Below are 19,501 nucleotides of genomic sequence, written 5' to 3'. Positions count from 1 at the left end.
ATACAACGAGCCCCTCATAGTTTTACAAAATCAATTTACGGATGCCTTTCTCTGCTCCCTGCATGCGCACCTCGCTATCTGCACCCTGCCATCCGGCCTCGCAGATTTTCGACGGAAAAAGCACGGAAATCTATGCACTCCCCCTCACTACCCCACAGCCCAAGGCAGGATCAAAGCGGGAGCGTTGGGGATTTAAGCAAGGGGCCAAGAGCCTCGATGCTGCCGTGATAAAGATTTCCGTAGGTTTTTACAAGAAAAGCTGCAAGCCTTGATCTTTTGTTTCTTTTCTATCAAGAGAAAAGAAAGAGCCCTCCAGTGGCGGCGAACTGGGGCAAGACTGCGCGAAGGGAAAAAACCTCCCCCAACCTGCCGAAAAAATCGGCACAGGCTCTCCTGAAGGAGGGGAGTGCCCACCCATAGTCCTAAAACATAGCGATAGCTATCGGATGACGACCATATTGCGATGCGCATTATAAAAAAAACACCAGAAACATCCTGCAATTGCAAAACATCCCTGGTGTCTTTGTGACTTGGTGGTTAACTAAATTAAACCACCATTATCTTACTGCCATCCTCCCCCTAACGAACGGTACAACCCAACAACCGCATTTAACTGTTCCGTTTTAATGGTGGTTAATTCCAGTTCGCTTTGCAATAAATTGCCTTGCGCGGTAATTACCTCTAAATAGTTAGCCATACCGCTTTTGAACAACAAACTCGCGTTTTTCGACGCCTGTTGTAAAGTTTGTGCCCTTTTTTCAGCAATACTATATTGCGTTTTCAGTTTCTCAACCTTCGTTAACTCATCCGACACTTCGCCAACAGCGTTCAATACCGACTGACGGAACTGGATCACTGATTTTTCGCGGTCGATCTTAGCCAGCTCCAGAGAAGTTTTCAACTGACCTCTTTGAAAGATCGGCTGTGTAATTCCTGCCCCAACCAAACCGAACAAAGATGCCGGAACATTAAACCAGTTGCTTGCTTTAAAAGAGTTGATCCCGCCGCTTGCAGTAATCACCAATGAAGGATATAAACTCGCTTTCGCTACCCCAACCTTTGCGTTGGCAATGGTTAAAGCCAGTTCAGCACTTTTAATATCAGGTCTGCGGCTCAGCATGGCAGAAGGGAAACCCGCATTTAACTCCTGCGGGATATTCATGTTATCCAAACGGCTGTCACGGTTTATCGCTTTAGGCAAGGTACCGATCAGTACGCTCAAGGCATTCTCCTGTAAAACTACACTCTGTTCCAAACGAGGGATCAGCTGTGCGGCGTTTAACTGTTGTGCCTGCGCCTGTTGTATCGCCAGCGACGTTACCTGACCCGCATCGAACTGTAAATTGATAATCCTCAAGGTGCTATCGTTCAGCTTTAAGTTCTTTTTGGCGATTTCCAATTGCGCATCAAGCATCAACAAATTGTAATAACCTTGTGCAACGTTACTCACCAAACGGGTCTGAACCGCTTTACGTGCCTCTTCTGTTTGCAAAAAACTGGCTAAAGCGCCAGCTTTTTGATTACGGATCTTGCCCCAGATATCAGCTTCCCAAACCACACCCAGATTTGCGTTATAATCTTCGATGTGCGAAGAACCTGTAAACTGGTTCAGGCTTAAGCCATTTAAACTGTTATCCGACGGACGGCTCGAATTCGCCGACACCTGCAATTTCAGCTCAGGCAGATAACCCAGTTTCGATTGTTTGAACAATACCTCAGCCGCATCGATATTTTTCAACGCGATCTGCATATCGTAATTTTTAACCAAAGCTGTATCAATTAAATTCTGAACAGTAAGGTCGTTGATAAAACTTTTCAAAGGCAAACCGCCAACGCTCGAAGAGTCTTTAGGCAATGAATTTCTGAACAATCCAGGCACTACATTAGGCAGCGCTGTATCTTTCGAAACCGAACATCCGCTCCAGATTAAAGCAAGGAGCAGGATGGTAATGATATTAAACCGTTTCATAAACTGTATGATTTATAGGTTCTTCATGGTGTTGAACAACCTCATGTGATGATTTTTTTGATAGTTTTTCCTGTAAAGCCTGGAAGATGACGAAAAGTACCGGAATGATAAATAAACCTAACACAACGCCAGATACCATACCCCCTGCGGCGCCGATACTGATGGAGTGGTTACCCTGCGCCGATGGACCTGTTGCGATACTCATCGGGAATAAACCGAACACAAAGGCCAGTGAAGTCATAATGATCGGCCTGATCCTCAATCGTGCTGCTTCTATAGCGGCATCAACCAAACTGCGTCCTGCCTTTCGTCGCTGTACGGCAAACTCCACAATCAGGATGGCGTTTTTAGCCAGCAAACCGATAAGCATGATCAGCGCTACCTGTACATAAATGTTGTTTTCGATACCAGTTAAACCCAATACCACAAACACACCAAATACACCAGTAGGGATCGATAAGATTACCGCCAATGGCAGGATATAACTCTCATACTGTGCCGATAATAAGAAGTAAACAAATACCAGACACAACAGGAAGATCACGGTAGACTGTCCGCCTGAAGAAATCTCCTCACGTGTTTGTCCGGAGAATTCGTAAGCATAGCCTGTTGGCAATTGTTCTTTAGCCGTTTCTTCAATCGCTTTAATCGCATCACCAGAACTAAAGCCTGGTTTAGGGATGGCGTTTACCTCGATCGAGTTAAACAGGTTATAACGCGAAGCTGTTTCCGAACCATACACACGGGTTAATTTCACCAGGGTACTGATCGGCACACTCTCTCCTGCTTTGTTTTTCACAAACACACGGTCGATACTGGCCGGGTCGGTTCTGTCGGCAATATCAGCCTGAACCACTACACGGTAGTATTTACCAAAGCGGTTAAAATCTGATGCCTGAGCGGTACCGAAATAAGTCTGCATCGTTTGTAAGATGTCTTTTTTACTTACACCCAACTGATCAGCTTTTTCGTCGTTCACATCCAGTTGTAACTGAGGATAATCTGCTTTATATGAAGTAAATGCATAAGCGATAGCCGGTTTCGCCATTAACTTCGCGATAAAGTTATTTGCTACACCACTAAATTTATCCAGACGGCCGTTCGTTTTATCCTGTAACATCACGTTCATCGCTTCCACGTTACTAAAGCCCGGAACCGTAGGGAAACTGAATACGAAGAAGGTACCCGCCGAGATGGCCGCCATTTTCGCCCTTACGATATTCTGGATTTCATCGATATTTTTTACCGCGCCCCTTTCTTCATTTGGTTTTAACAATAAGAAAATCTGACCAGCTGAAGGACTGTTGGATGCGGTTAAGAAGTTATAACCTGCCAACGACATCACAAACCTTGCTGATGGCATTGCCCTCAACTCAGCCTCAGCCTGTTTTAACATTTTATTGGTATTGGCCAATGAGGTTCCTGATGGACTGGCCACCGCGATAGCCACGAAACCCTGATCCTCTGTAGGAATAAAACCTGTTTTAGTTCTGCCTACCAGAAAAACGGTAACCAAAACGATTAAGGCAAGCCCGCCCATGCTGATCCATTTATTACGGATAAGCACTCTTAAGCCACCAATATAGCGGTTGGTCATATAATTGAAACCACCGTTAAAACCTGCATAAAACTTTTCTACAAAACCTTTTTTAGGTGCGTGGTGTCCACCCTCGGCATGTTTGTTCTTTAAGAATAAGGCTGCCAATGCAGGACTTAAAGTTAAAGCGTTCACAGCTGATATAATGATGGCGATGGCCATAGTTAAAGCGAACTGTTTGTAGAAAATACCTGTAGAACCAGTCATAAAACCAACCGGTAAAAATACCGCCGCCATCACCAGGGTAATGGATATAATCGCTCCGGTAATCTCGTGCATCGCCTCAGTAGTTGCCGCCTTCGGACTCAGCGAAGGGTTTTCTTCCATCTTGGCATGCACCGCTTCTACCACCACAATCGCATCATCCACCACAATACCGATGGCCAGCACCAATGCAAACAAGGTTAAAAGGTTAACCGAGAAGCCAAACAGCTGCATGAAAAAGAAGGTACCGATAATCGCCACCGGAACCGCAATAGCCGGAATTAAGGTAGACCTGAAATCCTGAAGGAAGATAAATACAACGATAAATACGAGTAAGAAGGCTTCGATCAGCGTGTGCTCCACCTGATTGATGGATTCGTCAAGATCGGTTTTGGTACGGTAAAACTGATTGTATTTAATCCCAGCAGGGAAATCTTTTGACAGTTTAGCCAACAGTTTATCAATCGAAATCTGGATTTCGTTGGCATTAGAGCCTGATAACTGGATTACCCCGATGGTGATACCATCATGTCCGTTTAAACGGTTCACACTACCATAACTGTAAGCACCCAGTTCAACACGGGCCACATCTTTTAAACGCAATATAGAACCATCCGAATTCGAGCGGATTGCGATATTTTGATATTCCTCAGGTTTGGTCAGCTTACCTTTATATTTAATGATGTATTCAAAAGCCTCATCACTACGTTCACCAACCCTACCTGGTGCCGCTTCCAGGTTTTTGTCCTGAATGGCGGTAATCACTTCATTAGGAGTAATTTTATAAGTAGCCAATTGACTTGGGTTTAACCAAATACGCATTGAATAATCTTTAATCCCACCAAATACACTTGCCGAACCTACACCCGGGATACGTTTAAGTTCCGGAATGATATTGATCTGCGCATAGTTGTTTACAAAAACGGCATCGTATTTTTTGGGATCTTCAGAGTATACACCGATCGCACCAATAAAACTGTTTTGCTGTTTGGTAGTGGTGATACCATATTGTACAACCTCTGCCGGCAACTGACTGGTGGCCTGCGAAACACGGTTTTGCACGTTAACAGCCGCCTGATCGGGGTTGGTACCTTGTTGAAAGTAAACCGTAATCGCTAAAGTACCATCGTTACTGGCGCTCGAGGTCATGTAGGTCATGTTCTCCACACCATTAATGGCTTCCTCCAGTGAAGGGGTTACCGAACGTAAAATCGTTTCGGCATTGGCCCCTGGGTACACGGCGGTTACCAATACCGACGGAGGGGCGATATTTGGAAAGCGCTCTAAGGGCAATTTTGTTAAGCCAAGTATACCAACTATTACCAAAAGGATGGAAATAACAGTCGAAAGTACAGGCCTGTCTATAAATTTCTGAAACATGATTGCTTAAACTTTAAATGTTTATTATTTTTTTGTTTTTGCAACAGCTACTTTGTCTGCTGCTTTTTGAGGCGCGATTACCATGCCTTCCTGTAATTTGTCAACGCCGCTCAATACGATCTGGTCGCCAACTTTTACCCCGTCTTTAACCAGGTAATTTTCGCCGCTTTTACCCACAATGGTAATGGCTTGTTTTTTCACCTTGCTGCTATCGCCTACGGTAAATACGAATACTTTATCCTGCATTTCTACCGTAGATGACTGAGGTACCAGGATGGCATCATCGTGCTGTAAACCTAAACGGATCTTGCCCGTATTACCCGAGCGGAGGATACCGCTGGCGTTAGGGAAACTGGCCCTTAAGGTAATGGCACCTGTGTTTTTATCGAACTGCCCGTCGATCATGTCGATTTTACCTTTAATCGGATAAGCAGAGTTATCGGCCAACAAAAGCTCAACTGCAGGTAAATGTTTAATCCTGTCGGCAGGTGTTTTACCCGGGTAGTTGGCATTAAAGTTATTGAAGTCGTTTTCAGCCAGCGCGAAATAAACGTGTACTTCGTGGATATCGGATAACTGCGTTAACGCAACCTGATCCGTTGGAGATACTAAACTTCCCTGTTTCTTCGGAATACGGCCAATGTAACCACTTACCGTAGCCTTAACATTGGTATAACCTAAGTTGATCTGTGCCGAAGCTACACTGGCTTTTGCCTGCTCGGCATTGGCCTGGGCAATTTTATAAGCTGTTTTAGCAGTCTTCAACTGATAGTCGGAAACAACTTTGTTCTGTACTAGTGGTGTTAACTTATCCACTTCCAGTTGTGCATTTAGAATCGCGGCTTCAGCAGCATGTAAGCTTGCTTTAGCATTGTTTAAAGCCTCACGGAAAGGGTTTTCGTTAATTTTGAATAAGGTTTGTCCGGCGCTAACATAAGCACCTTCGTTAACCAGAACGCTTTGTAAGTAACCACTTACCTGCGGACGGACATCGATATCAACAGCACCCTGAATAGAGGCCGGATATTCGATATAAGTGGTTTCTGTAGCCGAGTTAATCGCGCTTACAGGTAATGCAGGTGGCGGTGGTGCGGCAGCCGATTGATCAGGAGATGATTTACAGCTTACCAAAATTATAGATGCAAGAGAAATAGTTAACATTAAATTAATACCATTAAACCATTTAACGGTGTTAAGTAGCGGGTACAAGCGGTGTAGAGATTTCATATAATTAAATTTAATTGGGAATTATAGTGTGTAGATAATCTAACAGTGTTAAATTACCGGGTAAAAAAAAATTAACTGTTAATCGATAACGTAATGCCTTTAATGGCATCCTTTAAAATTTGCTGGTTTAACTCGTCTGTTGTTCTTCCGTTCGGGCGGACCAGGTTGATGGAAATCAAACCATGAATGATCGACCAATAGGTGTAATACTTCATGCAGATATCATCTTCAGAAACCGGTTTCTTCTCAAACAGAGATTCAATAACGTCGCCCAACATACTACCTACGTTTTCGGCTTCGGCCATCGAATTTTTCACGGTACAACAAACCATATCCACACCGTACATCAACTGATAAAATTCTTTATGGGTAAAGGCGAAGTTCCAGTAGGCAATCCACATGGCTTCCATTTTATCTTCCGGAGATTCGTGCTGATCTCTGGCTTCGCGGATATCTTTGGCCAACATTAAATAACCTCTTCTGGTGAGTTCCAGTAAGATGCCATCTTTGTTAGAAAAGTATTCGTAAATAATTGGTGCAGTATATTCAATCTGGTCGGCAATTTTACGCATACTCAATGCCTGCCAGCCTTCTGTTTGAACAATGTTCAAGGCTGCATCCAGAATTTTTGTTCTGGTTTCATCTTTTAAACGTAGAATTCTTTCTTTACTTCCCATGACTGGAATATTAGGTGTAAATAATCTAACACCGTTAAGCAAATGTAGAACCAATTCCAGAATTCACAATCATTCATTTGTCATAAACATTTTATTGCTTAGTTTTATAACTGATAATCAACGATTAAAGCATTTAAATGGCTTTTTCAAATAAATTAACTTTCTCAAAAAAAATATAAAATGATTTTCCGTGAAGCAAAAACGACTGACATTGCGGCGATGCAAATTGTCAGACATACCGTAAAAGAGAACACTTTGTCAGATCCGGCACTGGTTACTGACAAAGATTGTGAAGAATTTATTACACAACGTGGTAAAGGCTGGGTTTGCGAAGTGGATGGCAAGTTAGTGGGTTTCGCTATTGTCGATCTGAAGGATCATAATATCTGGGCTTTATTTCTTCGCCCTGAATTTGAAGGCCAGGGCATTGGCAAAGAGCTGCACCGCTTGATGATGGATTGGTATTTCGATCAAACACAAGAATTGGTTTGGCTGGGCACAGCACCCAATACCCGCGCAGCAGCATTTTATACCAGACAAGGCTGGAAAAACGTAGGCATGGTAAATAAAGGCGAAGTGAAATTTGAGATGAGTTATGCGGATTGGATGAATAGATAGATCCATACGAAATATCGTCATCCGATAGCTATCGGATGCGAGAAGGAACGACGATGTAGATGAGAAGAGACTAACCACCAAGTCACAAAGTACACCAAACCAATACTATCCTGGCTTCTTCGTGCCCTGATGGTAAACCAGCCTAACTATTCCAGATAAAAGGCGCCTGTTTTACAAAGGCCTTCTCTCCTAACTGCTCAATAATAAACTGCGCTAAATTAGCAGCATTAATCTGATCGCCTTCACAGTTGATCAGGCTCGCCTGGATGGCCGTCCGCTCATCAGTTTGCATAATCAAGGGCAAACGGATTAAAGTCCAATCGAGATTACTGGCAGTTAGCAGTTCATATTCCTTCTGCCTGTCTGCTGTCGAAACCGGATAATTATCGTACATCCATTTGGTCGCGAATTGGGTCTTAGCATCCTTTTCATCAGCAGGTGTATCCACGTTGATCCCGGTGATTACGATGTAGCGTTTCAAATCAAAAACCTCCATTGCTTTTAGAATATGAGCTGTTGATTGTGTAAAGATGGTTTTCTCACTGGCAGGTTGGCCCATACCGAGGGCACTGATTACCATATTGCAGCCTTGCATAAAGGAATGTACCGTTTCTGCATCTTTAACGTCGCCTGTTACTGTTTCCAGCGAAGGATGATGGACCTGAAGTTTTTCTGGGTTTCGGATGAGGGCTTTCACCCGATAATTCTGCGCCAATAGCGCTTTTAGTATATAAGCACCAGCTTTACCTGTAGCGCCGATTAAAGCAATTTTTAAATCTTGCATGATGTTCTTTATAAAATTTTAGAAAATAATAGTTTACCCCCTCTGATCAGAGCGATCTGGGAATGTCAGAATTGAATTCTGTTTGGATAATATGTTATAAAGAGATTTTAATGGCACTAATTTACGGAATTTTCCAACATTTCGATGACTATAGCTATTGGAGGGAGTACAATTACTCCAGTTATAACTTTCATTAGTATCTATCTTTAGGCGTTTTGCTAACTGACGTTCAGAAACCACAGACGCTACCGAAGAACGTCGTCAATCCCAAGTGGCAGGAGAATCAAAAAAACAGGTGCATAATAGAACAATTTGCACTGCTAAACCTAAAACGCAGTGGTTTTGTGTTCAATAATCATGAACTCTAGCTTTAAAAGGGATTGAACACAAAACGAAGTGCCGCTGTTTTTTTGATGAGCATGAGGCGGCGAGAAGCCACCTCGCTGGATTGACAAAGCATTTTTGCATACTTTTGATGCCTCAAAAGTTTGATGCCCTGCGGCATGGGAGCAAAAAAAACAGATTAAAAAAGATGTGTTCTAATGACGGCATAGGCAGATAGGGAGAAATCTTTAAACTCTGTAATTAAGTTGAAAGGATTTCTCCATTACGGTCGAAATGACGAACTTGAAGAGTAATCGTCATCCAATAGCTATCAGATGCGAGGAGGCTTTTTCAGCCGACGAAGCCTGCCTGCTGCAGGCAGGCAATCTCTCTAGCAGAATCACTAGCATGAAAGATTGCTTCCCCAAAAAGTCGGGGCTGGCTGTCGTTCCTCCTCGCAATGACGAACCGACTAAATATGACTTAATGATAAAATACTAATCCTTAAATTTCTTCATGAAATTACCCACACTTTCCTCTAAATCCCCATCGGCAATGGCTTTAACGAAAGCGGTACCGATAATGGCGCCATTGGCATAGGAACACGCCTTATCGAAAGTCTGTTTATCGCTGATGCCAAAACCGATCATCGTAGGGTTCTTCAGGTTCAGGTTTTTAATCCTGCTGAAATAAGCCTCAGTAGTATCACCAACCTCCAGGTTTTTACCTGTAGTAGCCGATGAGGATAACAGATAGATAAATCCATTGGTTAAACCATCAATTTTATGGATACGTTCTTCAGCGGTTTGAGGGGTAATTAAAAATACATTGCTCAGGTCATGCTTTTCGAAACAATCTTTATAAAATTCCTCGTATTCTACCATGGGCAGATCAGGAACAATACAGCCGTCTACGCCTACTTCGGCACAGGCTTCACAGAATTTCTCTACCCCAAACTGCAAAACAGGGTTTACATAACCCATTAACAAAACGGGAATGGTCACGGTCTTGCGCAGGTCTTTCAACTGTTCGAAAAGCAATTTCAGCGTCATGCCCTGATCGAGCGATTGTTTACTGCTCGCCTGAATTACCGGTCCATCGGCAACAGGATCCGAATAAGGGAAACCAATTTCGAGCATATCCGCACCCGATTTCTCCAGTGCATCGGCAATTTGTAAGGTGTCGCCAGTGTTTGGATAACCAGCAGTATAATAAATTGATAATATATTTTTCTTCTCCTGGAAGAGTTGTTTGATTCGGTTCATGTTTTTGAGATGTGAGAAGTGAGATTGGAGACATGAGATTAGAGATTTGCGACTTGAGACGTGAGATTTGAGATAGGAGACTTAAGTACCTGGCAAGGAATCCTTTGGTCTCAAATCTCATATCTATTACCCCATATCTATTGTCTCAAATCTCATATCTATCGTCTCAAATCTATAAGTTAAAATATTTAATATAAGTATCCAGATCTTTGTCGCCACGGCCTGAAAGGCAAACCACTACGTTTTCGCCACCTTTAAATTCCATTTTTTCCAGGTAAGCCAGGGCGTGTGCACTTTCAATGGCCGGGATAATCCCTTCCAGTTGTGTACAAAGCAAACCTGCATCTAAACTTTCTTCATCAGTGATCGAAACATAATGTCCGCGGCCCGTTTTAAACAAATGTGCATGTTGCGGACCAATACCCGGGTAATCCAATCCGGCTGAAACCGAATGCGGTTCTACCACCTGTCCATCTGGTGTTTGCATTAAAATACTTCTGCTACCATGTAACACGCCTTCTTTACCAAGATAAGTCGTTGCCGCAGAAAATCCGCTCGACACCCCTTTCCCGGCTGCTTCAACTGCGATCAGTTTCACATTTTCATCATCCATAAAATGATAGAACATGCCCATGGCGTTACTTCCACCACCTACACAGGCCAGAACATAATCAGGCTGATCGCTTCCGGTCTGCTCTAACAGCTGTTTTTTGGTTTCCTCAGAAATAATCGATTGGAAAATCGCCACCATATCCGGGTAAGGGTGTGGACCAACCACCGAACCGATAATGTAATGCGTATCTACCGGATTATTGATCCAGTCGCGCATGGCTTCATTGGTGGCATCCTTTAAGGTTTTGCTACCTGAGCTCGCCGGAACCACCTTTGCACCCAGCATTTTCATACGGGCCACATTCGGTGCCTGGCGCTCAATATCCACCTCACCCATGTAAATTACACATTCGAGGTTACGCAAAGCACATACCGTTGCCGTGGCTACACCATGCTGACCAGCGCCTGTTTCGGCAATAATCCTTTTTTTGCCCAGTTTTTCGGCCAATAAAATCTGTCCGATAGTATTGTTGATCTTATGTGCACCGGTATGGTTTAAATCTTCCCTTTTTAGAAATATATTGGCACCATATCTTTCCGAATATCTTTTGGCAAGATATAAAGGCGAAGGGCGGCCAACATAATCCTTCAATAACTGATGAAATTCCTTTTGAAAACCGGCATCATCAATAATCTTTAAATAGTTCTGTCGCAATTCTTCTACGTTCGGATAAAGCATTTCGGGGATGTACGCGCCACCAAAATCTCCATAATATCCTTTTTCGTTTACTTTGTATTTCATGTTTCTTTTCTTTTTCCCTTGGTTGAAACCAGGGGTTATGAATAACAATCTATTTATTCATTTCCTTAATAAATTCTTTAATCATCTCTGCGTCTTTCAAGCCCGGCTCAATTTCAAACCGGCTATTGATATCCAGGGCATATAATCGCTCATCGTGTATGTTTTTTAAGGCCGTGGCATGTTCTAAATCAATTCCACCGCTTAAAAAGTAAGGTTTGGTGTAAGTATACCGGTCTAAAACAGACCAATTGAATGTTTTCCCCGATCCCCCATGTATTTTCGTTTTGGTATCGAATAAAAAGTAATCAGCCACATCTAAATAAGATTCTAAAGCTGAAAAATCGAAATCTTCATCTATCCCAAAAGCTTTGATCACTTCCAAAGCGGGGAAAGTTGATTTTAATCCTGCACAATACTCAGGAGATTCACTGCCATGTAACTGAACAGCCTTAAGCTTTAATAAGTTTACCCTCTCCTTTACTTTTTCTAAGTCTTCATTGACGAAAACCCCTACGGTTTTTATTTCTGAAGGAATGTACTTAATCAATTCGGCAGAAACCTCGCTGATTACCCTTGGCGTTTTTTCATAAAAAATAAAACCCATATAGTCAGGTTGCAGCTCGGCAACCGCAGCAATATTGGCCGCCAAACGCATTCCACACACTTTTAACTTTAACATGCCAATAGGTTTTTGAAACTGTTCAGGGCTTTTTTACTCATTAACGATTCTTCCGCTTCATAAAAACAATCGGCAAAAGATTGGTTCGGTTTTATGGTTTTAATCGCCAATGCCGAATTGCATAGCACCACATTGTTCTGTACATCTGTAGCTTCGCCCTTTAATACATCCATAAATATTTTGGCAGATGATTCTACCGTATCACCACCTTTAATAGCCTTGGCATCCACCTTATCAAAACCCATATCCTGAAGCGTTAAAATCTGTTCACCCTTGTTCGAAAAGGTTTTTACATCACAGGTTAATGAAACCTCGTCATAACCCTCCAATGCGTGAACAATGGTATAACTTTTATCGGTATCCTGGTATAAATAGGCATACAAGCGGGCCAGTTCTAAACTAAATACCCCTACCATCTGATACTTGGGTTGTCCGGGGTTAACCATTGGCCCAAGCATATTGAAAAAAGTTTTCACGCCCAGTTCCTTACGGATCGGCGCTACAATTTTCATCGCCGGATTAAACAAGGGTGCATGTAAAAAACAGATCCCTGCAGCATCTAAATTACGCCTTAACGTATCCTCATTATTGGTAAAGGTATAACCTAAATACTCCATTACGTTAGAAGAGCCACAGCCCGAAGAAACACCATAATTACCATGTTTGGCTACTTGATGCCCTGCTCCTGCCACCACAAACGACGATAAGGTAGAAATATTAAAAGTGTCTTTACCATCACCTCCGGTACCACAAAGATCGATCAGTTCGTATCCCGACAGGTTTACTTTTACACACATATCAAGCATGGCATCGCGAAAGCCCTGTAATTCCTGCACGGTGATGTTGCGCATGGCGTAAGCGGTAATAAAGGCGGCAATCTGTGAGGAATTAAAGGCTCCTTCCGAAATGGAGATGAGAATATTCCTCGCTTCTTCCCTGCTAAAACTCTTGTTCTCGAATAAATGGTTTAATATTTTTTTCATGTTTATTGCTCAATCTGCCATGGTTTGTGTTTCCACAAACCAGTTGTATTTATTTCTATTCCGGTTCGTGGCGACACGAACCGTGGCGCATAAAAAAAGGATTGCTTTTTGGGCAATCCTCTTCGTTGTGTTTAAAATATTTTAAAATATATAACAATAGAATTTGCCTAACGAATTTCGTTATGCCACCACCAATTGTTATTTAAGTTTTTAATTATCATGTTTGTATAAAGCAAATATTGACATAGTTTTTTAATATTCCAAAATCTTTCTAAAAATATATGTCTTTCTTCAAAAGAAAAGTACAGTTTAATGATGATTTCGGTTTCGGGTCCAATCCGGTAACCAAAAATCAGCGTATGCTCAACCCTGATGGTTCCGCAAATATCGAACGTACCGGCCTGCCCTGGTTTAAGTTCGACGATACTTATACACGACTGGTAACCATGAGCTGGACCAGGTTTTTCTTTGTTATCCTCCTCGCTTACCTGGTGGTAAATACCATTTTTGCCGTTTTATACAATATTATAGGGATAGAAAATTTAGACGGTGCCAAAGGCGTAACCCTTCGTGATCAGTTTTTTGATGCCTTCTTTTTTTCTGCACAAACCATTTCTACTGTAGGTTACGGACATATTTCGCCACAGGGTTTTGTTACCAGCGTACTGGCCGCTTTCGAAAGTATGTTGGGTTTACTCGCTTTTGCATTGGCTACGGGTTTATTATACGGCCGTTTCAGCAGGCCAACCTCCAAGGTAAGTTTCAGCAAGAAAATGGTGATTGCGCCTTACGAAAAAGGTCATGGTTTGATGTGCCGCTTGGTTAACCTCCGCCGTAATCAACTCATCGAAGTGGAGGTGCAGATGGTGATGTCGTACAACGAAACCGTGGATGGCAAACATATACGCAGGTTTTATCCACTGACTTTAGAACGCGATAAAATTGGTATCTTATCTTTAAACTGGACACTGGTGCATGCCATTACCGAAGATAGTCCGTTTTATGAGAAATCATTAAGTGAGCTGCAACAGGCGGAGGTCGAAATTTTTGTGATGTTAAAAGCTTTCGATGATACCTTTTCGCAAACGATCCATACCAGAACGAGTTATCAGGATGAAGAAATAGAAATGGACGCCAAGTTTGATAAAATGTATTACCATAACGAGGAGGGTAAAATGGTGATGGATTATAGTAAACTGGATAAGGTGACAAGGACGGTGTAGGTTTCGTCTTTTAAAGGTTCTTTATTTTTTGGAAAGCAGGTTTCAGTGTTAACCGGTCGCGATAGTCCCGCCATTCGCTTTATCCCGATTGAAGGAATCGGGATGCCCGCTGCTGTCGGGTTTGGTAAACCTGGGCCTGTGCAGTAAAATAATATCGCCTTAATTGCATGTTCTCCAAAGTTGTCAACTTTCTTTCCACCGTACTATTAAAGTTGACAACTTATAATGATGCCTTTTGTATAAACCCCACGATATCCTTATACAGATCATTCCCACCAAAAATCATCTGACTGATCATTGGTACGTGGCTTTTGCCTTTAATTTCTTTTATTTCTACCAGAACATTGTTCGCCTTAAGCTTTTCGTATAACCTGGGTGTTTGCAATTTAATGGCACCATAAGTTTTGCTTCCGTAAAAAAGCAGGTGGGGATTTTTAATGTTATTGACGTAATCCAATGGCGAAGCCACTTTCCAAATGGGAGGCTGATCGGTAAATGTTCTGATGAAATCGAAATAAAAATGGTCCTTTTCGGCCGTGGTTAAATATTCCTGCATATCCAGGCCGAAAGGATCGTTGAGGATTAGCCCATTAATCGGGTTTTTAATGCCTGCTTTTTTAAAATATTTAGGGTCTGCATTAATCAGTTCACCCAGATGTGCCCCAGCCGAATGCCCCATTATAAAAATCTTATCGGCGCTGGCCGTATAATCGGCAATATGCGCTTGCACCCATTTTACGGCCAGGGCACAATCATCGCCCATTTTTTCGTACTGAACATTTGGTGCCAAACGATAATTGATAATGACCGTAACAACGCCTTTTCGCGCGAAGTTTCTGCCCAGCCACCAATACGTTTCTTTTTTTCCGCTGCTCCAGGAACCTCCATGAATAAATATCAGAACAGGTTTATCTTTGATACTATCATTTTTGTAAAAAATATTCAGCGTATTGGCCTCATCAGCATTGCCCGCATAATTGATGTTTTTCACTTTTTTAACCTGCGCTGAAGAAAGTATCGTTTGGAACAAGAGCATTAATAAAACAAGGGATTTGTACATAAAAAGATTTATTCTCTAATCCTAAATAAACGAAAATGTTGTAGGGATGGATTTTTTGAGGAGTATCAAGATGCGAGTATCAAGTATCGAGATATGATTCATTACAAACGCTAAACCCTAACCTCCATACGCTAACCCTTAATCAGAGGATTTTTCTCTTTGGCAAACAGATCAAAAACCTTTTTATCTACGAAAGCGGGGAATAGTTTATTCATCCATACTGCTAATTTCCCTTGTCCGGTCATGATTAAGGTGCGTTTACGTTTTTCGATACCGTCAGCGATGATACTTGCCACTTCTTCCGATGTCATCATTTTGCCTTCATCCATACTTGTTTCGCCGTGTGCAGCACCATCTTTCGATAAGGCGGTTACCCTAATATTTGAAGCGGTAAAACCAGGACAGGCTACCAGCACGTTCACACCGGTTTTTAGCAGTTCGGTACGTAAAGATTCCATAAAACCGTTCATCGCAAATTTAGAGGCTGAATAACCTGTCCGGCCTGGTAAACCACGGTAACCCGCAATTGATGATATACCCACAACGGTTCCTTTGGTTTTCAAAATCTCAGGCAAGGCATATTTGGTACAATATACCGTCCCCCAAAAGTTAACATCCATCAGGTTTTTAAGTACGGCTAAATCCAGGTCGTTAAACAGGGCACGCATTGATAATCCGGCATTATTCACCAAAACATCAATCCTTTGAAAGGATACCAAAGCCTGTTTAATAATCAGTTCGCAGTCTGCTTCTTTACTTACATCAGCCTGAACCGCTACAGCCCTGATGCCATATTTTTTTTCCAGATCGGCGGTGATTTCGCAAAGGGTTACATATTGACGGGCAGCTAAAACCAGATTGGCGCCACGTTTTGCAAATTCTTCGGCACAGGCTTTTCCGATTCCGCTCGAGGCTCCGGTGATGATGATTACTTTTTCTTTTAGATTCATTATAGTAGCAAGATTTGGGTAGTGAGTATTGAGACTTGAGTAGTGAGTATCAAGATATGAGTAGCAAGATCTGAGTATCAAGTATCAATATTCGAGACCGCTTTTAGTTTGTTTTAAAGTAGTTTGTGGCTTCGGTCACCTTATCAGTATTAATAATATCTGCACCCAGCTCGTGGAGTAATTTCCAGCAAGCCTGATTGTCTGGCGCACCCCAAAAACGAAAAGGCTTACCAATTTTATGTGCATTATTGATCAGCTCTGTTAATTTTGCGTTGTCAACTGCAGAAACTTCACCTACCCCTTTCCATTTGGAATAGGTGGCAAAGTTATCACTGATCATAGTTACCTTTTTTAAATCTTCAGAAGCATAATTTACGCCTGGCAAACCATCAAACCTGATCATTTCAGGATAAAGATGAAAAGTGCTATGTGGCGGCCGGTTTCCACTGATCACAATACTTACCTTACCTCCCTTTGAAAATAATTTTTCATCAGGTTTTAATGTTTTCAGCAAAACCGGATAGGTTAAATCCCAACTCTCTTTAAAATCGATCATTAACTGAAAGCTATAAAAATCTTCGGTTTTAGACAATTCCAGAATAGGTTTCAGATAGATTTTATCTAAAGTATTACCCGCTTTAATTTCTTCTTTACTATGTGCCACAATCAACGAATCGCCAACCAGAAAAATATCGGCTTCAATAGAGAAGGTTTTATTTTTGACCGCATCGTAAAAAGGTTTTTGATGCGTATAATCGTTGTGAGAGTGGATTTTTACCTGTGCTTTAACAAACAAAGCAGCTAAAATCAATAGGAAGAGAACTGATAAATGTTTTGCCATTATTTCATCATTGCGGTTTCGTACGGCACACGGGTTACAATTGAACGGCCAAGGGTAATTTCGTCGGTATATTCGAGCTCGCCACCAAAAGCAATACCCCGGGCAATGGTGGTTACCGGAACGTTAAATTCCTTTAGCCTTTTGTAGAGATAGAAAAGCGTAGTATCGCCCTCCATATTCGGGCTCAATGCTAAAATGACTTCTTTAATCCCCCCTGCCGTCATTCTGGCCACTAAACCCTCGATAAAAAGATCGGAAGGCCCAACCCCATCCATCGGGGAAATTAATCCGCCCAAAACATGGTAAACCCCAAAATATTGTCCTGTATTTTCAATGGCCATTACATCACGGGTATCTTCCACTACACAAATGGTTTCTCTATCACGTTTGATTGATGTACAGATTTCGCATACCGTATAATCAGAAATGTTATGGCAGGTAGTACAGTGTTTAATCTGTTGTTTAAGCTTGATAAAAGTGTTTCCAAACTGGTTTACTTCCTCCTGCTCCTTGTTTAAAAGATGTAATACCAAACGTAAAGCTGTTTTTTGCCCTACACCGGGAAGTTTCGAGAATTCGTTTACCGCATCTTCGAGCAGTTTGGATGAAAAATTCATAATGCAAAAATAGGTAAAATGCTTTGTTAGTTCAATAGTCATTAGTTCAATCGTTCATTGGTCATTGATTCATTGGTTCATGAGTAAAGAAATAGGTTGATTTGTGCACTGGTAGCTGGCAATTGTCAACTGCAAACTAATACTGGTTCATTCGGCGCTTCAACTCCGGACTTCCGACTCAAGAATATTGCTTGATTTGATACTTTTCTTTACATTTATCAGCTTAACACAAAACTATGTCCCCAACCATTCTCTTATGTTTCCTGATCGGTTATTTTTTACTGCTGATTATTATTTCCTTTGTCACTTCAAAAAACTCATCCGATAATTCGACTTTCTTTATTGCCAACCGGAATTCTAAATGGTACCTCGTTGCTTTTGGAATGATCGGAACTGCACTTTCGGGCGTTACTTTTATATCGGTACCCGGAGAGGTTGGTGCACCAAGCAGAAACCAGTTTCAATATTTTCAGTTTGTTTTGGGCAATGCAGTTGGTTTTATCATTATCGCCACGGTTTTGCTGCCACTATATTACCGGATGAATCTAACATCCATTTATAGTTACATTGAAAAAAGGTTAGGCCATTATAGCTATAAAACAGCCGCATCAATTTTTTTATTAAGCCGCACACTGGGCTCGGCCACAAGACTGTATCTGGTTGTAATTGTCTTACAGCGCTTTATTTTCGATAATTATGGTATCCCGTTCTGGTTAACGGTTTTAATTTCACTGGCCCTGATCTGGTCGTACACTTTTAAAGGGGGATTAAAAACCATCATCATAACCGATACGCTGCAGACCTTTTTCCTGGTGCTTTCGGTTTTCTTAACTATCTATTTTATTTGTAGCAGTCTCCATTTTAATATTCCAGAGGCATTTGAGACCGTAAAAAACAGCAGTTATTCGAAAATATTCTTTTTAAATGATTTCCTCACCAATAAATTCTATTTCAGTAAACAGTTTATCGGGGGGATTTTCGTTACCATCGCCATGACGGGCTTAGATCAGGATCTGATGCAGAAAAACCTGAGTATGGGCACCATTAAAGAAGCACAAAAAAACATGTTCACTTTTACAGGCGTATTTGTGATTTTGAATGTTTTCTTCTTGAGTGTGGGTGCTTTATTATATATTTTTGCCGCTAAAAACGGCATCGATATTCCATTAGATCACATTACAGGTAAACCAAGGACAGATTTATTATTCCCTGAAATTGCCTTAAACAATCTGGGGGCCATACCCGCAATTATATTTATGCTGGGCCTAACGGCAGCAACCTTTGCCACTACGGATTCGGCACTTACCGCGTTAACCACGTCATTCTGTGTCGACTTTTTAGGCATGGCCAAAGCAGAAAATGTAAACGCCAAAGACGCCGTAAAAAAGCGTCATACGGTACACGTGGCATTCTCCATTTTGATGTTTTTAGTGATTATTGTGATTAATGCATTTAACAGTTCATCGGTAGTCAGTTTGATTTTTACCATTGCCTCTTATACCTATGGACCGCTTTTAGGTTTGTATAGTTTTGGATTATTTGTAAAAAAACGGGGTCTGCACGATAAATTAGTACCGATAGTTTGCTTATTATCGCCTTTTTTATGTTACTTGCTTTCCACGTACTCAACCACTTTATTGGGTGGTTACGTTTTTAGCGTCGAACTGATTTTGATTAACGGTTTGATCACATTTATAGGTTTATTGTTCATCAGTAAAAAAACTGATGCACAGACCAGATTTTAATAAT

At 41.7% G+C, this 19,501-nt stretch carries 16 protein-coding genes; 3 read left to right on the top strand and 13 right to left on the bottom strand.

Features of this window, described 5'->3' with window-relative positions; translation table 11 throughout:
• Positions 1 to 562: 562 nt before the first annotated feature.
• The 4 genes from AC04Q1_RS19480 to AC04Q1_RS19465 form a co-directional block, all read right to left on the bottom strand.
• Positions 563 to 1,969, bottom strand: a complete 1,407-nt coding sequence (locus AC04Q1_RS19480) for a TolC family protein (protein WP_478366235.1) — start codon at positions 1,967 to 1,969, stop codon at positions 563 to 565.
• Positions 1,956 to 5,150, bottom strand: coding sequence for an efflux RND transporter permease subunit (locus tag AC04Q1_RS19475; protein ID WP_478366234.1), 3,195 nt, complete (start codon positions 5,148 to 5,150; stop codon positions 1,956 to 1,958). Before AC04Q1_RS19475 ends, AC04Q1_RS19480 begins: the two co-directional genes overlap by 14 nt.
• Before the next feature lie 24 nt (positions 5,151 to 5,174).
• A complete protein-coding gene (locus AC04Q1_RS19470; protein WP_478366233.1) occupies positions 5,175 to 6,377 on the bottom strand; it encodes an efflux RND transporter periplasmic adaptor subunit in 1,203 nt (400 codons plus the stop codon).
• Between the two features lie 71 nt (positions 6,378 to 6,448).
• The gene (locus tag AC04Q1_RS19465; RefSeq protein WP_478366232.1) at positions 6,449 to 7,054 is read right to left on the bottom strand and encodes a TetR/AcrR family transcriptional regulator; all 606 of its coding nucleotides are present in this window, start codon (positions 7,052 to 7,054) and stop codon (positions 6,449 to 6,451) included.
• Between the two features lie 180 nt (positions 7,055 to 7,234).
• Here AC04Q1_RS19465 and AC04Q1_RS19460 point away from each other — a divergent pair, with 180 nt between their 5' ends.
• A complete protein-coding gene (locus AC04Q1_RS19460) occupies positions 7,235 to 7,672 on the top strand; it encodes an N-acetyltransferase family protein (protein ID WP_478366231.1) in 438 nt (145 codons plus the stop codon).
• 142 nt (positions 7,673 to 7,814) lie between these two features.
• On the opposite strand, the gene AC04Q1_RS19455 is transcribed toward AC04Q1_RS19460, so the two are convergent.
• From AC04Q1_RS19455 to trpD, 5 genes are all read right to left on the bottom strand, one after another.
• Complete coding sequence (locus AC04Q1_RS19455) at positions 7,815 to 8,456, bottom strand: NAD(P)-dependent oxidoreductase (protein ID WP_478366230.1); 642 nt, start codon at positions 8,454 to 8,456, stop codon at positions 7,815 to 7,817.
• An 821-nt stretch (positions 8,457 to 9,277) separates the two neighbouring features.
• Positions 9,278 to 10,045 carry a tryptophan synthase subunit alpha gene (trpA, locus tag AC04Q1_RS19450; RefSeq protein WP_478366229.1) on the bottom strand — a complete coding sequence of 256 codons (768 nt, stop codon included), beginning with the start codon at positions 10,043 to 10,045 and terminating at the stop codon, positions 9,278 to 9,280.
• Positions 10,046 to 10,217: 172 nt separating this feature from the next.
• On the bottom strand, positions 10,218 to 11,399 hold the full coding sequence (trpB, locus tag AC04Q1_RS19445; RefSeq protein WP_478366228.1) for a tryptophan synthase subunit beta: 1,182 nt from the start codon (positions 11,397 to 11,399) through the stop codon (positions 10,218 to 10,220).
• A gap of 49 nt (positions 11,400 to 11,448) precedes the next feature.
• Complete coding sequence (locus AC04Q1_RS19440) at positions 11,449 to 12,078, bottom strand: phosphoribosylanthranilate isomerase (protein WP_478366227.1); 630 nt, start codon at positions 12,076 to 12,078, stop codon at positions 11,449 to 11,451.
• On the bottom strand, positions 12,072 to 13,061 hold the full coding sequence (gene trpD / locus AC04Q1_RS19435) for an anthranilate phosphoribosyltransferase (RefSeq protein ID WP_478366226.1): 990 nt from the start codon (positions 13,059 to 13,061) through the stop codon (positions 12,072 to 12,074). Before trpD ends, AC04Q1_RS19440 begins: the two co-directional genes overlap by 7 nt.
• Positions 13,062 to 13,342: 281 nt before the next feature.
• On the opposite strand from trpD, the gene AC04Q1_RS19430 reads away from it, so the two are divergent.
• Entirely contained in the window at positions 13,343 to 14,284 is a 942-nt protein-coding gene (locus AC04Q1_RS19430) for an ion channel (RefSeq protein WP_478366225.1), read from the top strand.
• Positions 14,285 to 14,504: 220 nt separating this feature from the next.
• Here the strand turns inward: AC04Q1_RS19430 and AC04Q1_RS19425 are convergent, their stop codons facing one another.
• From AC04Q1_RS19425 to recR, 4 genes are all read right to left on the bottom strand, one after another.
• On the bottom strand, positions 14,505 to 15,344 hold the full coding sequence (locus AC04Q1_RS19425; RefSeq protein WP_478366224.1) for an alpha/beta hydrolase: 840 nt from the start codon (positions 15,342 to 15,344) through the stop codon (positions 14,505 to 14,507).
• A gap of 131 nt (positions 15,345 to 15,475) precedes the next feature.
• Complete coding sequence (locus AC04Q1_RS19420) at positions 15,476 to 16,294, bottom strand: SDR family oxidoreductase (RefSeq protein ID WP_478366223.1); 819 nt, start codon at positions 16,292 to 16,294, stop codon at positions 15,476 to 15,478.
• 103 nt (positions 16,295 to 16,397) lie between these two features.
• Positions 16,398 to 17,135 (bottom strand): PI-PLC domain-containing protein, encoded by a 738-nt coding sequence (locus AC04Q1_RS19415; protein WP_478366222.1) that lies wholly within the window; start codon positions 17,133 to 17,135, stop codon positions 16,398 to 16,400.
• Positions 17,135 to 17,752 carry a recombination mediator RecR gene (gene recR / locus AC04Q1_RS19410; RefSeq protein WP_478366221.1) on the bottom strand — a complete coding sequence of 206 codons (618 nt, stop codon included), beginning with the start codon at positions 17,750 to 17,752 and terminating at the stop codon, positions 17,135 to 17,137. Before recR ends, AC04Q1_RS19415 begins: the two co-directional genes overlap by 1 nt.
• A gap of 236 nt (positions 17,753 to 17,988) precedes the next feature.
• Between recR and AC04Q1_RS19405 the strand changes: the two genes are divergently transcribed.
• Positions 17,989 to 19,497, top strand: a complete 1,509-nt coding sequence (locus AC04Q1_RS19405; RefSeq protein WP_478366220.1) for a sodium:solute symporter — start codon at positions 17,989 to 17,991, stop codon at positions 19,495 to 19,497.
• Positions 19,498 to 19,501 lie beyond the last annotated feature (4 nt).

Source organism: Pedobacter humicola, assembly GCF_056490705.1.
Note: the sequence above shows the minus strand (reverse complement) of the source record. Positions and strands in the feature narration are given on the sequence as shown.

Bases quoted from the DNA above. Each gene is read 5' to 3' on its own strand.
- AC04Q1_RS19475 (WP_478366234.1), bottom strand. From the start codon at position 5,150: ATGTTTCAGAAATTTATAGACAGGCCTGTACTTTCGACTGTTATTTCC.
- AC04Q1_RS19430 (WP_478366225.1), top strand. From the start codon at position 13,343: ATGTCTTTCTTCAAAAGAAAAGTACAGTTTAATGATGATTTCGGTTTC.
- AC04Q1_RS19415 (WP_478366222.1), bottom strand. From the start codon at position 17,135: ATGGCAAAACATTTATCAGTTCTCTTCCTATTGATTTTAGCTGCTTTG.
- AC04Q1_RS19425 (WP_478366224.1), bottom strand. From the start codon at position 15,344: ATGTACAAATCCCTTGTTTTATTAATGCTCTTGTTCCAAACGATACTT.
- AC04Q1_RS19405 (WP_478366220.1), top strand. From the start codon at position 17,989: ATGTCCCCAACCATTCTCTTATGTTTCCTGATCGGTTATTTTTTACTG.
- trpD (WP_478366226.1), bottom strand. From the start codon at position 13,061: ATGAAAAAAATATTAAACCATTTATTCGAGAACAAGAGTTTTAGCAGG.
- trpB (WP_478366228.1), bottom strand. From the start codon at position 11,399: ATGAAATACAAAGTAAACGAAAAAGGATATTATGGAGATTTTGGTGGC.
- trpA (WP_478366229.1), bottom strand. From the start codon at position 10,045: ATGAACCGAATCAAACAACTCTTCCAGGAGAAGAAAAATATATTATCA.
- AC04Q1_RS19440 (WP_478366227.1), bottom strand. From the start codon at position 12,078: ATGTTAAAGTTAAAAGTGTGTGGAATGCGTTTGGCGGCCAATATTGCT.
- AC04Q1_RS19460 (WP_478366231.1), top strand. From the start codon at position 7,235: ATGATTTTCCGTGAAGCAAAAACGACTGACATTGCGGCGATGCAAATT.
- AC04Q1_RS19420 (WP_478366223.1), bottom strand. From the start codon at position 16,294: ATGAATCTAAAAGAAAAAGTAATCATCATCACCGGAGCCTCGAGCGGA.
- AC04Q1_RS19480 (WP_478366235.1), bottom strand. From the start codon at position 1,969: ATGAAACGGTTTAATATCATTACCATCCTGCTCCTTGCTTTAATCTGG.
- AC04Q1_RS19455 (WP_478366230.1), bottom strand. From the start codon at position 8,456: ATGCAAGATTTAAAAATTGCTTTAATCGGCGCTACAGGTAAAGCTGGT.
- recR (WP_478366221.1), bottom strand. From the start codon at position 17,752: ATGAATTTTTCATCCAAACTGCTCGAAGATGCGGTAAACGAATTCTCG.
- AC04Q1_RS19470 (WP_478366233.1), bottom strand. From the start codon at position 6,377: ATGAAATCTCTACACCGCTTGTACCCGCTACTTAACACCGTTAAATGG.
- AC04Q1_RS19465 (WP_478366232.1), bottom strand. From the start codon at position 7,054: ATGGGAAGTAAAGAAAGAATTCTACGTTTAAAAGATGAAACCAGAACA.